Genomic DNA, 12,541 nt, shown 5'->3' on the forward strand with positions numbered 1-12,541 from the left:
GTGATATGTGCTATACTGGTGTCATATATAAATAATATGAACAAGCAGTAAAAATTTTTACGTAGCCGGGTCTATAAGTGTGTAGACAGCAGAAGTGGTTTAGTATCAAACTGAGCATATCTGTGAGACAGTACAAACTGTCCATAGGTGTGCTCTTTTTTCTGTTTTCATATATCAAAAGGAGGAAAGGCAATGCATGCTATTGTGAAAACGACAAGGGGAATTCTTTTTCTTATAGGGACGTTCAGTCTGGGGATGGGACTACTCTTAGAGAATAGCTCAGCAAATGGGAGTGCTGCTTTTTTGCTACTAGCCATTATATTGTTAGGAGGTCCCATTGGAAAAGATGTCATCAAGGAGATGCTTGATACAGGAGATTTTCAAGTGGATTTATTGATGGTGTTATCAGCCCTTGGAGCGATTGTAATTGGTTATTTTAGTGAAGCCGCTATATTGCTCTTTATCTTTGCGACTTCTGAGGTCTTGGAGGACTATGTTTATCGAAAATCTATGAAAACTATGGAAACCTTAATGACCCAAGTCCCCAAGCAGGCTAGTGTCTTGCGAAGCGATGGTCAGGTAGAAGTAAGAGCTATTGAAGATATACGGCTTCAGGAGGTTCTTGTAGTGGCCAAAGGACAGCAGATTGCACTGGATGGGGAGGCACAGGAATCGATGCTGGTAGACGAGAGTCTATTGACGGGGGAGAGTTTACCTGTTAGGAAAGAAAAGGGAGATCAGGTCTTTGCAGGAACATTGAACGTGGGAGATACCGCTACTTATCAGGTCACTAAAGGAAGCAGCGAGAGTCGCTATGCTCAAATTGTTTCATTGATTCAATCAGCTAGTAACAGTCAGAGTAAGCGAGATCAACACATCCATCGACTCCAAAAAACATATGTGATAGCAGTTTTGATAGGGGTCATCGTCTTTATAGCTTGCTTGATTTTGGTTCAAAAGCAGTCCTTGGTTGAAGCCTTTTATCGTGGTATGATTCTATTGACGGTAGCCAGTCCCTGCGCCCTGATTGCGTCTATTACCCCTGCCATGCTCAGTGCCATGAGTTTTGGAGCTAAAAATGGGATGTTGATTAAAAATGGTCAGGTCTTGGAAACGATGATGCAACTATCTGTTCTCTGTGCTGATAAAACAGGAACCTTGACTAGAGGGGCATTTCGAGTGCATGACTATCATTTGGACAAGCCTGAGCTTCTACCGTCCTTACTCTACATGGAAAGCAGGTCAACACATCCTTTAGCCACTTCTATCTTGACTCATTTTAGGGATATAGACTATGGTGTTCCTGAGTCAGTCGGACCTGTAAAAGAGCAGATAGGGTATGGTATCCAAATGGGGGATATGGCGATTGGTAGCCAACAGTTTGTCCAATCTTTTGTCGACCCTCAGGATTATTTGAAAAAAGAAAGTGATGGAACCCTCTTGTTTATTGCGCAGGCTGGTCGAATTGTTGGTTTTATCGAGTTGGTCGACACCTTACGTGATGAAGCCAGTACAACAATTACGGCCCTACAACAAGCAGGTGTCGAAGTGGTTATGCTGACAGGGGATAGGGAGCAAACAGCTCAATGTGTCGCTGACCAGTTGCGGATAAAAACCGTCCATGCCCAGTGTTTGCCAGAGGATAAGGTTGCCTATCTGAAAGAGTATGCAGAGGAGGAGAGAGTAGTTGCCATGATTGGGGATGGTCTCAACGATGCCCCAATTTTAGCTCATGCAGATATTGGAATTGCCATGGGTGGTGGAACAGATGTAGCATTGGAGATGAGTGATGTCATCATTATCCACAATAACTTGACCAGAGTATGGCTCCTCCATCAACTTAGCTTAAAATACGGTAGGATTACACGCTTTAATGTTGGATTTTCGATAGCGGTCATTATTTCCCTAGTGGTCTTAAATTTTATGGGAATCCTTGATTTGACGAAAGGTGTCTTTTTTCATGAAGTATCAACCATTCTCGTTATTTTAAACGGTTTGAGATTGTTGAAAGGGAAAAAAGCAGGCATGGAGTTGGCAGATGATACGGACCTATAGTTCTGATCAACAGCATATCTCGGAAGAAGAGACCTAGCTCATCCTGTCATGGAGACATTATACTCTTTAGAAATCAAAAGGATACCTTGTCAACTCGCCTTGGCAAGCTCTCAACTACCTTCGGCTTCGATTATAATGAAATTAGCGGTGCTAATCTCCTATCTCACCTTTCACAATTCTTCATTGTGAAAGCTAGCCTACTGTTGATTTTTAAAGGGTATTAGCCCTCTCCTTTTGTACTGACTGGTAGATAGTGGGTAGAGGCTCTCGCTGGAAGTGTTATCTATGGGGGAAATGGCCAAGTTATATGAAGATTCTGAATTTACAAAACCTTTAAAAATAGTAAGGATACGTTTATCTTGAGTCAAGATTTTGGTATAATGAAAGCTATTACATTTAAAGGAGATTTTCATGATTAAAAAGGGTTCCTTAACAGGTTTGCTCCTGTTTGGCATATTTTTTGGAGCAGGAAATCTGATTTTCCCTCCTACACTCGGTGTTTTATCTGGTGAGAATTTTTGGCCTGCCATTAGTGGATTTGTCTTATCAGGAGTAGGGATTGCTGTCTTGACCCTTATTATTGGGACCTTGAATCCTAAAGGGTATGTTGATGAAATTTCACGTAAAATTGCGCCGTGGTTTGCAACAGTCTATTTAGTGGCTCTCTACCTGTCCATCGGTCCTTTCTTTGCGATTCCACGGACAGCTACCACAGCCTATGAAGTAGGGATTGCTCCGCTTTTAGCTACGAATAGTCAATGGGGCTTACTCATCTTTACGGCTGTCTACTTTATTGCAGCCTATCTCATCTCGCTCAATCCATCTAAAATCTTAGACTTGGTGGGGAGAATATTGACACCTGTCTTTGCCTTATTGATAGTGGTATTGGTAATATTGGGAGCTACAAAGTACGGTAGTAGCAGTCCTGCAGCAGCCTCTGCTACCTATGTAACGTCGGCTTTTGGAACAGGATTTCTAGAAGGTTACAATACACTCGATGCCCTTGCCTCTGTCGCTTTCAGCGTCATTGCGGTCGAGACCATGAACCAGCTTGGCTTTGCCTCGAAAAAAGAATATGTCTCTACTATTTGGATTGTTGGAATAGTGGTGGCTCTAGGATTTAGTGCCCTCTATATTGGTCTTGGATTCTTAGGGAATCATTTTCCAATACCAGCTGAGGTGATGGCATCTGAGACTAATAAGGGTGTTTATGTACTATCGCAAGCAACACAGGCTATTTTCGGCTCAACAGCTCAAATCTTTTTAGCCATTATGGTGACCATGACCTGCTTTACGACCACAGTTGGCCTGATTGTATCGACCTCAGAGTTTTTTGTAAAAACGTTTCCACAGTTAGGATATAAAGTCTATGCAACCCTCTTTACCTTGATCGGGTTTGGGATTGCGAATATTGGTCTATCAGCGATTATTTCCTACTCAGTACCTGTTCTACAAATTCTTTATCCGATTACTATTGCTATCGTCCTTTTAGTGATTGTCAATCGCTTGGTTCCCTTATCAAAAATAGGTATGCAACTCACGATTTCCCTTGTCACCATTATTGCCTTTGCGACGATTATCGCAGATCAGTTCAAATTGGAAGGTATCCATCAGGTCATCCAAGCCCTGCCATTTGCAGAAGCCTCGCTTCCATGGCTGGTACCAGCAGTTGTCGGGATTCTATTTTCTATCTGCATGCCTGATGGGCAAACAACAGAAGAGTTTACTTTGGAATGACCCTGTCAAGACTGGTCTCAATCTGGTATTTATTTCTAATACTCTTTAAAAATCAAAAGGATACGTTGTCAACTCGTCTCGGTGAGTGAAAAGCTCCAGTGGAGGTTTTCAGCCTGTTCCCTTGAAATAGGGTGGAACAGAGTTCTACCTTCGCCTTCGTTTCCTAGTCTACTTTTGATTTTTATTGAGTATAAGTAGTGTGTGCTAGTAGTTGCTGTCTCCACCGTCGGTGGAGTTGGGGCTAGAATGGATTAACCTATCTAAGGAAGGGAGTTCTCTCCCCAAAACGAAGCCTTGTTGATCTGTTTGTTGGAACAGTCCAGTCGTTTATATGTAAATCAATCAAAACGAATGATGCTAGTCAAGGCAAAGATTGCCTATCTAGGAATCATTCGTTTTTATGATGATAGGGTGCGTTTCTCTAGTAAATTGAAACAAGAGTAGGATAAATACTGAGACAATATAGACATCGACTATAGTCTTATTGAACTCTATAGCAAGCAAGTGTCCTAATTTTGTTTCAATCTACTGTAGAATGAATCAGATTCTGATGAAATTCAAGTTTTTTCACATCAAATTCTCTAGTTTTTGGGTTCAAAGACGGGTATACTAAAGCTACAAAAGTAAAGGAGTGATGAAATGAGCTCAATTATATTTTTATTATCGCTATTTCTAGCAGGTTTGCTGTCCTTTTTTTCTCCCTGTATCCTGCCGCTCTTGCCAGTTTATGTCGGGGTTTTGTTGGATTCAGATGAAACTAGAACGATAAGATGGTTAGGAGTTGAGATTGCTTGGTATGGAATGATAAAGACTCTCAGCTTCGTTGCAGGGCTTTCCGTGGTCTTTGTTACTCTAGGATACGGGGCCGGTTTTCTCGGGCATGTTCTCTATACCGATTGGTTTCGCTACATTCTAGGAAGCATCGTCATCGTTTTGGGAATCCATCAAATGGATGTGATTACCATTACGCGACTACAAAAGCAAAAAAGTATTTTGTTCAAACAGAATAAAAAACGAAATGATATTTACAATGCTTTCTTACTCGGTTTGACTTTTAGTTTTGGTTGGACTCCCTGCGTCGGGCCAATTCTTAGTTCAGTGCTTGCAGTTGCGGCATCTGGAGGAGTTGGTGCTTGGAAAGGTGCTTTCTTCATGTTGCTCTACACAGTAGGACTCGCTCTCCCTTTTTTACTGCTCGCACTAGCTTCATCCTTTGTTCTACGCTCTTTCAATAAACTCAAACCGTACATGGGGATTTTGAAAAAAATTGGTGGCGTCCTTATCATTGTAATGGGGATATTGCTCATGCTAGGAAATCTAAATATTCTTGCTCAATTATTTGGATAAAAGATGTATCATTTAGGAGGTAAAAGCCAATGAAAACCAAAACGTTACTACTTGCTAGTTTCCTTTCAGTAGGACTGTTAGCAGCCTGCTCATCTCCAAAAGGAGACCTTGGAAAAAAGACAGCTACTAGCTCAATGATGGAAAAAGATAAGAAGATGTCGGATAGCCAGCAGGCTGAGCAGACAAATGGTATGAAAAAGGAGGAAGGTAAGACAATGAACGATGGAAAACTAGCGCCTGATTTTAATTTAGAAGCTGTGGACGGAAAGACCTATAAGCTCTCTGATTTTAAGGGAAAGAAGGTCTACTTGAAATTCTGGGCTTCGTGGTGTTCCATCTGCCTTTCTACCCTGCATGATACAGAGGAGCTTGCGAGTCAAACAGAAGGTAAGGATTATGTTATTTTGACGGTTGTCTCGCCAGGACACATGGGGGAAAAGTCTACAGAAGACTTCAAAAAATGGTATAATGGACTTGGGTACAAACACCTACCAGTCCTCCTTGATCCAAGTGGAAAATTATTGCAAGAATACGGTGTCCGTGCCTATCCAAGCTCAGCCTTTATCGGCAGTGATGGAGTCTTGGTAGGAATGCATCCAGGCTTTATGGACAAGACCAGTATTGAAGAGAAGCTAACAGAAATCAAGTAGGGGGTAGGGTATGGAAGATAAGTTCAAACTATTTCTTGTACTTGGTGGGGTATTACTTGTGGTGATTGCTTTTGCAGTGGGAAATCGATTGTTGATGACTTCCTCAGCACCCTCTACCTCTCACATTAAGGAGGTCACAATGAGTAAACGGAATGAAGTGAAAAGAAAGGCTGAAAAAGACAATATGAACAAAGAACTGAGAGACATTTATCTTGCGGGCGGTTGTTTCTGGGGTGTGGAAGAATACTTCTCACGGGTCTCAGGTGTAACCGAAGCTGTGTCTGGTTATGCCAATGGAAAAGGGAATACCACCAAGTATGAATTGATTGGTCAAACCGGTCATGCTGAAACGGTGAAAGTGACCTATGACAAGAATCAGATATCCCTACGTGAAATCTTACTTCATTATTTCCGCATCATAGACCCCACCAGTGTGAATAAGCAGGGAAATGACCGTGGTAGCCAATATCGCACAGGAGTTTACTATACTGAAAAGGAAGATTCACCTGTCATTGATGAAGTTTTTGCGGAACAAGCCAAGAAATTGGAACAGGCACTTGCTGTTGAAAAAGGCCCCTTACAAAACTTTGTAGAGGCAGAGGACTACCATCAAGACTATCTCAAGAAAAATCCGAATGGTTACTGCCATATCAATGTCAATCAAGCTAGCTATCCTGTCATTGATGAAGGCTTATACCACAAACCAAGTGATGAAGAAATCAAGAAGAAGCTGACCGCGCAAGAGTATGCCGTAACGCAACAGAACGATACAGAACGTGCTTTCTCCAATCGCTATTGGGACCAATTTGAGGATGGAATCTATGTAGATATTGTAACGGGTGAACCCCTCTTTTCTTCCAGAGATAAGTATGATTCTGGTTGCGGGTGGCCTAGCTTCTCAAAGCCGATTAGTCCAGATGTGGCAACCTATAAAGAGGATAGGAGCTTTAATATGGTACGAACAGAGGTGAGAAGTAGAGTGGGTGATTCTCATTTGGGACATGTCTTTACAGATGGTCCCAAGGATAAAGGAGGACTTCGCTATTGTATCAATAGCCTCTCCATTCGCTTTATTCCAAAAGCAGAGATGGAAAGCAAAGGATACGGCTATCTCTTAGAGTATGTGTAAGATTTGTCCACTATCACATACTGCTGGGATTAGAATACGGCAAAGCGAGTTCCAATAATCTGGGAGATTGAAACAGTTCGGTGAACTGTTTCAACTGGTCACCTAGAAACACGAAAGTGACCACAGGAGTTCGGTGAACTGTTTCAGCCTGAGCCTAGAAATTTGAGAGCGAAGTGGGCAAGGTTGGAAATAGGGAAACGGAGTTTCAAACGACCACTTTTTTAATGAAAGGTGGCAGGCTGAAAACCTCCACGGGAGCTTTTCACTCGTCGAAGCAATAAAAGAGACGCAGCTGTTTCAGATTTAGTCAATTACAGCTGTGGCTACCTTTAGGTATAAACTAAACGACTATACCAGACTTTGATGTTGGGAGAATGCCTGTTTTCTAGCTAACATAATCAGTACAAGGCGGAGTTATTCGCCTTGTTTGTCGATTGAATGAAGAGACGTTTTATACGGCCTTTGTAGCTCGAAGAGAGATTAGAAAGAGCAGATAAGGGGAGGAGAATCGTATGTATAAAATGATGATTGTAGAAGATGAGTACCTTGTCCGGCGAGGGATTGCCTCCTTGATTGATTTTAAGCAATTAGATATGGAAGTCCTTGCAGAGGCTGAAAATGGGGTGGAGGCTTGGGAATTATTTCAGAAGGATCCGGTAGATATCTTGCTAACGGATATCAATATGCCCTGTATGAACGGTATTCGACTAGCACAGTTGGTCAGGGAACATTATCCTATGACCCATATTGTCTTTTTGACGGGCTACGATGATTTTGAATATGCTCTTTCCGCACTTAAATTAGGAGCGGACGATTATCTGTTGAAGCCCTTTTCTAAGGTGGATGTGGAAGCGATGCTGACCAAGGTCAAGAGTAAGCTCGAACAGGAGGAAAAGCGTCGGCAGATTAGTGATTTAGTGCAACAAAGTGAGTCCTCTAGTCTCGCTCTACTAATCCAAGAGCGATTAACAGAACAGAATCTGTCTCTCAAAACCTTGGCACAGGATCTAGGCTTCAGCCCTTCGCACCTCAGTGTAGTATTGAAAAAGGAACTAGGCATGCCCTTTCAAGACTATCTGATTCAGGAGCGAATGAAAAAAGCCAAATTACTACTATTGACGACGGATTTGAAAATTTATGAAATAGCAGAGCGGGTCGGATTTGACGATATGAATTATTTTTCGCAACGGTTTAAGCAGATTGTGGGAGTGAGCCCGCGACAATTTAAAAAAGGGGAGCAGGGATGAAGCGCTATTCTCTTTTTGTCCAATTAGTCGTTTATGTTGTGGTCATGATGTTGCTGCTTCTAGGGAGTGTCGGTGCAGTATACTACCAGACTAGCTCAAGGCTCATCAGAGAAACGACCGAGCAAAGTACGCAAGATACAATCTCGCAAAGTGGACGGTTTGTGCAGGCTTATCTAGAAAAACTAAAGGAAACGACAACGGGTCTAGCTACCAATGAAGTAGTTAGAGCCTATGCCGAAGATGCTAGTTCTGACAACGAAGCGTCTCTTAGAGGATTACTAGATACGATTTTATCAACAGACCGCGATCTGGTATCAGCAGTCTTGGTCACCAAATCAGGTCATCTGGTGGCAACAGATGAAGCAATTAGTATGAAAACTTCTGGTGATATGATGAAAGAGGCTTGGTATCAAGCAGCTATTCAGGAACATGCCATGCCCATCTTGACTCCAGCTCGCCAGCATTTGTCTGAATCCAGTGACAAGTGGGTCGTATCAATCACTCAGGAGGTGGTGGATGGTCGTGGTGCGAATCTCGGTGTTATCCGTCTGGATATTGCTTATGATACCCTGTCGTGTTATTTAGACAGTCTACAGTTAGGTGAAAAGGGCTTTACCTTTATCATCAATAGTCAGCATGCATTTGTGTATCACCCCGAAAAGAGCGTCTATTCTTCCAAACAGGAAATGCAGGCTTTGGAGCCGTATATGTTGATTCAAAATGGGTATGTGAGTGCTGATGGTTCCTATGTTTATCAGTATCAGATTCCACAGAGCGACTGGTTAATGATAGGAGTTGCTTCTATGGAGAAACTGTCCCAACTACAGCAGCAGATACTGATGTCACTGATAGGAACAGGTCTCCTTGCCCTGAGTATTTGTCTCTTGGGGATTTGGTGTATCTTGCGCCATTGGCTCAAACCGTTACGCAATTTGCAGCAGACCATTTTAGCGATTGGAGATGGGCAGGCAGACCTAAGGGCTAGTGAGCAAGGGGCGCCTGAATTGGTTGATTTGGCCCAACAATTTAATCGCATGCTGGATCAAGTGGATAAGTTGATGCGGGCCGTTAAAGAAGAGGAGCAAAATGTTCGTAAATATGAACTAGCAGCCCTCTCTAGCCAAATCAATCCCCATTTTCTGTATAATACCTTAGATACCATTGTCTGGATGGCGGAGTTTAATCATAGCGAAAAAGTAGTTGAAACGACCAAGTCTCTTGCCCGATATTTCCGTCTGGCACTCAATCAGGGGAATGAGCAAATTACTCTCAAAGACGAGCTTGACCATGTGCGTCAATATCTCTTTATCCAAAAACAGCGTTATGGTGATAAGTTGGCTTATGAAATTGAGGAAGATGCCCGATTTGATGATTTTCAGCTTCCCAAACTGGTCTTACAACCCTTGGTTGAAAATGCTATCTACCATGGCATTAAGGAGATAAAGGGTCAGGGACTGGTGCGCGTGTCTGTAAAGGAAGAAAAAGGATTCCTCATTGTATCCATCTATGATAATGGTCGTGGCTTTATAGCTCAAGATACAACGGAAAATCTTTTGGTCAAATTGGGAGGTGTCGGTCTTAAAAATGTAGATCAGCGTTTGCGATTACAATTTGGAGCAGCCTATCATATGAATATTGACTCTAAACAGATGGGTCATACAGTTATTTCGCTTTTTTTACCTCAAAAATAAAGATTATGGACACTTTGCTATAAAGTGTCCATAATCTATTGGCTGTAAGCAGAATACTTGAGTAGCCGTAAAGATTATGTTATTATAATAACTATAAAATAAAAGGAGGATATCCCTATGTCAGAAGAAAAATTGTCAGCAACATTCAATCAAGTTGCAGGTGGTTTGAAAGAAACTGCTGGAAAACTAGTCGGAGATAAGAAAATGGAAGTGGAAGGCTTGGTCGAAAAAACAGCTGGTAAGGCAAAAGAGTTAGCAGACGAGGCAACGGATACAGCAAAAGGGCTTGCAGAGGAAGCAAAAGATGCCGTAGAAGGTGCTACTGAAGGTATCAAAAAGGTTTTTGGTAAATAATTTGTAACGGTCATTCTGATTTTTACAGAGTAGGAGCAAAGCTCTTAGGAGAAGAACATCGCTTAAAGCAAGGATTGAAAAACTTGCATGGTAAGCGATGTTTATTTTGTATAGGAGGTGCTTCAACAGTCTAGGAATAGACTGTTGAAGGTTGGAAATAAAACGAGTGGAACTCGTGTCACCCAGTCTAGGAATAGACTGTTGAAGGTTGGAAATGAAACGCGTGCCACTCGTGTCACCCAGTCTAGGGATAGACTGTTGAAGGTTGGAAATAAAACGAGTGCCACTCGTGTCACCAGTCTAGGAATAGACTGTTGAAGGTTGGAAATGAAACGAGTGGAACTCGTGTCACCCAGTCTAGGAATAGACTGTTGAAGGTTGGAAATAAAACGAGTGGAACTCGTGTCACCCAGTCTAGGAATAGACTGTTGAAGGTTGGAAATAAAACGAGTGGAACTCGTGTCAACCAGTCTAGGAATAGACTGTTGAAGGTTGGAAATAAAACGAGTGGAACTCGTGTCAACCAGTCTAGGAATAGACTGTTGAAGGTAGGAAATAGAACGCGTGGAACTCGTGTCACCCAGTCTAGGAATAGACTGTTGAAGGTTGGAAATGAAACGAGTGAACTCGTGTCAACAGTCTAGGAATAGACTGTTGAAGGTTGGAAATGAAACGCGTGCCACTCGTGTCAAACGCCCTCGTATCTTGATGAATAAAAACCGCCACTGGAGATTTTCAGCTTGCTCCCTTTAGCCAAGCTAGAACGAGTGTTCAACTATATGCAGCGACCTTTGCTTTTCCTTATCTATTCAGACATTGATGTTTATAGCGTTTAAAGGCTTAAAAAATCTGATAAATAATGAGCATAATTTTTGTAATCGGTACCAATTTTTAGTATAATATAAACTGTAAAAAAATATTTTTTAGGAAAGTGAGATGTACTTATGTCTAAAATCGTTGTTGTTGGTGCAAACCACGCAGGTACCGCTTGTATCAAAACTATGTTAACAAACTATGGTGCTGATAACGAGATTGTTGTATTTGACCAAAACTCAAATATTTCTTTCCTTGGATGCGGAATGGCGCTATGGATTGGTGAGCAAATCTCTGGTCCAGAAGGCTTGTTCTACTCTGATAAGGAGCAATTAGAAAGCCTTGGTGCCAAAGTATACATGAATTCACCAGTTGAATCAGTAGACTATGATAAAAAAGAAGTTCACGTTCTTTTAGAAGATGGAAGTAAGCACGTTGAATCGTATGATAAATTGATTTTTGCAACAGGTTCTCAACCAATCTTGCCACCGATTAAGGGTGCAGCCATCAAAGAAGGGTCACGTGAATTTGAAGCGACTCTTAAAAATCTTCAATTTGTTAAATTGTACCAAAATTCAGCAGATGTGATTGAAAAATTAAAAGATGAAGACATCAAGCGGGTAGCAGTTGTTGGTGCTGGTTACATCGGGGTAGAGCTTGCAGAGGCCTTTGAACGGAAAGGAAAAGAAGTTATCCTAATCGATGTGGTAGATACTTGCTTGGCTGGTTACTATGACCGCGATTTGACGGATATGATGAGCAAAAATCTTGAAGATCACGGAATCAAATTGGCCTTTGGTCAAACCGTACAGGCAATCGAGGGTGACGGCAAGGTAGAACGTATCGTAACAGACAAGGAAACATTTGATGTCGATATGGTTATCCTAGCAGTTGGCTTCCGTCCTAATACCGGTCTTGGCGATGGCAAACTGGAACTCTTCCGCAATGGTGCCTTCCTTGTGAATAAAAAACAAGAAACCAGCATGAAAGATGTTTATGCCATCGGTGACTGTGCGACTGTTTATGATAACTCAATCGGTGATACAAACTATATCGCGCTTGCAACAAATGCGGTCCGCTCAGGTATCGTAGCCGCTCACAATGTATGTGGAACAGAGCTAGAGTCCATCGGTGTGCAAGGTTCAAATGGTATTTCTATCTATGATCTTAAGATGGTTTCAACAGGTTTGACGCTTGAAAAAGCAAAACGCTTTGGCTACAACGCTGTTGTCACTGAGTTCACAGATAACCAAAAACCAGAATTTATCGAGCATGATAACTTCCCAGTAACGCTTAAAATTGTTTATGACAAAGATACACGTGTCGTTCTTGGAGCACAGATGGCTTCTAAAGAAGACATGTCTATGGGAATCCACATGTTCTCATTAGCAATTCAAGAAAAAGTGACAATCGAACGCCTAGCGCTCCTTGATATCTTCTTCTTGCCACACTTCAACAAGCCATACAACTACATCACAATGGCAGCCTTGGGTGCAGAATAGGTAAAAGAGTCTATAA

At 42.0% G+C, this 12,541-nt stretch carries 11 protein-coding genes and 1 riboswitch; all 11 genes read left to right on the forward strand.

Annotated features, from left to right (window positions below; genetic code table 11):
• Window positions 1-26 precede the first annotated feature (26 nt).
• Window positions 27-133: riboswitch (NiCo riboswitch) on the forward strand.
• 59 nt (window positions 134-192) lie between these two features.
• The gene (locus BVE84_RS02960; protein WP_076995599.1) at window positions 193-2,055 is read left to right on the forward strand and encodes a heavy metal translocating P-type ATPase; all 1,863 of its coding nucleotides are present in this window, start codon (window positions 193-195) and stop codon (window positions 2,053-2,055) included.
• 411 nt (window positions 2,056-2,466) lie between these two features.
• Complete coding sequence (brnQ, locus tag BVE84_RS02970) at window positions 2,467-3,792, forward strand: branched-chain amino acid transport system II carrier protein (RefSeq protein ID WP_076995601.1); 1,326 nt, start codon at window positions 2,467-2,469, stop codon at window positions 3,790-3,792.
• A 639-nt stretch (window positions 3,793-4,431) separates the two neighbouring features.
• A complete protein-coding gene (ccdA2, locus tag BVE84_RS02975; RefSeq protein WP_076995602.1) occupies window positions 4,432-5,139 on the forward strand; it encodes a thiol-disulfide oxidoreductase-associated membrane protein CcdA2 in 708 nt (235 codons plus the stop codon).
• Window positions 5,140-5,168: 29 nt separating this feature from the next.
• On the forward strand, window positions 5,169-5,789 hold the full coding sequence (locus BVE84_RS02980) for a redoxin family protein (protein ID WP_076995603.1): 621 nt from the start codon (window positions 5,169-5,171) through the stop codon (window positions 5,787-5,789).
• Window positions 5,790-5,799: 10 nt separating this feature from the next.
• Complete coding sequence (msrB, locus tag BVE84_RS02985) at window positions 5,800-6,918, forward strand: peptide-methionine (R)-S-oxide reductase MsrB (RefSeq protein WP_076995604.1); 1,119 nt, start codon at window positions 5,800-5,802, stop codon at window positions 6,916-6,918.
• A 512-nt stretch (window positions 6,919-7,430) separates the two neighbouring features.
• Window positions 7,431-8,165 carry a response regulator transcription factor gene (locus BVE84_RS02990; RefSeq protein WP_076995605.1) on the forward strand — a complete coding sequence of 245 codons (735 nt, stop codon included), beginning with the start codon at window positions 7,431-7,433 and terminating at the stop codon, window positions 8,163-8,165.
• Window positions 8,162-9,856, forward strand: coding sequence for a cache domain-containing sensor histidine kinase (locus BVE84_RS02995; RefSeq protein ID WP_076995606.1), 1,695 nt, complete (start codon window positions 8,162-8,164; stop codon window positions 9,854-9,856). Before BVE84_RS02990 ends, BVE84_RS02995 begins: the two co-directional genes overlap by 4 nt.
• Window positions 9,857-9,973: 117 nt before the next feature.
• Window positions 9,974-10,210, forward strand: coding sequence for a CsbD family protein (locus tag BVE84_RS03000; protein ID WP_076995607.1), 237 nt, complete (start codon window positions 9,974-9,976; stop codon window positions 10,208-10,210).
• A gap of 144 nt (window positions 10,211-10,354) precedes the next feature.
• A complete protein-coding gene (locus BVE84_RS10840; protein WP_158071996.1) occupies window positions 10,355-10,528 on the forward strand; it encodes a hypothetical protein in 174 nt (57 codons plus the stop codon).
• Window positions 10,525-10,854: a hypothetical protein gene (locus tag BVE84_RS03005; RefSeq protein WP_076995608.1), complete on the forward strand. Its 330-nt coding sequence runs from the start codon at window positions 10,525-10,527 to the stop codon at window positions 10,852-10,854. The genes BVE84_RS10840 and BVE84_RS03005 overlap by 4 nt, the downstream gene beginning before the upstream one ends.
• A 300-nt stretch (window positions 10,855-11,154) precedes the next feature.
• Entirely contained in the window at window positions 11,155-12,525 is a 1,371-nt protein-coding gene (gene nox, locus BVE84_RS03010; RefSeq protein WP_076995609.1) for a H2O-forming NADH oxidase, read from the forward strand.
• Window positions 12,526-12,541: the final 16 nt, after the last annotated feature.

This window comes from Streptococcus azizii (assembly GCF_001984715.1).
Classification (GTDB): Bacteria; Bacillota; Bacilli; order Lactobacillales; family Streptococcaceae; genus Streptococcus; species Streptococcus azizii.

Bases quoted from the DNA above. Each gene is read 5' to 3' on its own strand.
- BVE84_RS02960 (WP_076995599.1), top strand. From the start codon at position 193: ATGCATGCTATTGTGAAAACGACAAGGGGAATTCTTTTTCTTATAGGG.
- brnQ (WP_076995601.1), top strand. From the start codon at position 2,467: ATGATTAAAAAGGGTTCCTTAACAGGTTTGCTCCTGTTTGGCATATTT.
- ccdA2 (WP_076995602.1), top strand. From the start codon at position 4,432: ATGAGCTCAATTATATTTTTATTATCGCTATTTCTAGCAGGTTTGCTG.
- BVE84_RS02980 (WP_076995603.1), top strand. From the start codon at position 5,169: ATGAAAACCAAAACGTTACTACTTGCTAGTTTCCTTTCAGTAGGACTG.
- msrB (WP_076995604.1), top strand. From the start codon at position 5,800: ATGGAAGATAAGTTCAAACTATTTCTTGTACTTGGTGGGGTATTACTT.
- BVE84_RS02990 (WP_076995605.1), top strand. From the start codon at position 7,431: ATGTATAAAATGATGATTGTAGAAGATGAGTACCTTGTCCGGCGAGGG.
- BVE84_RS02995 (WP_076995606.1), top strand. From the start codon at position 8,162: ATGAAGCGCTATTCTCTTTTTGTCCAATTAGTCGTTTATGTTGTGGTC.
- BVE84_RS03000 (WP_076995607.1), top strand. From the start codon at position 9,974: ATGTCAGAAGAAAAATTGTCAGCAACATTCAATCAAGTTGCAGGTGGT.
- nox (WP_076995609.1), top strand. From the start codon at position 11,155: ATGTCTAAAATCGTTGTTGTTGGTGCAAACCACGCAGGTACCGCTTGT.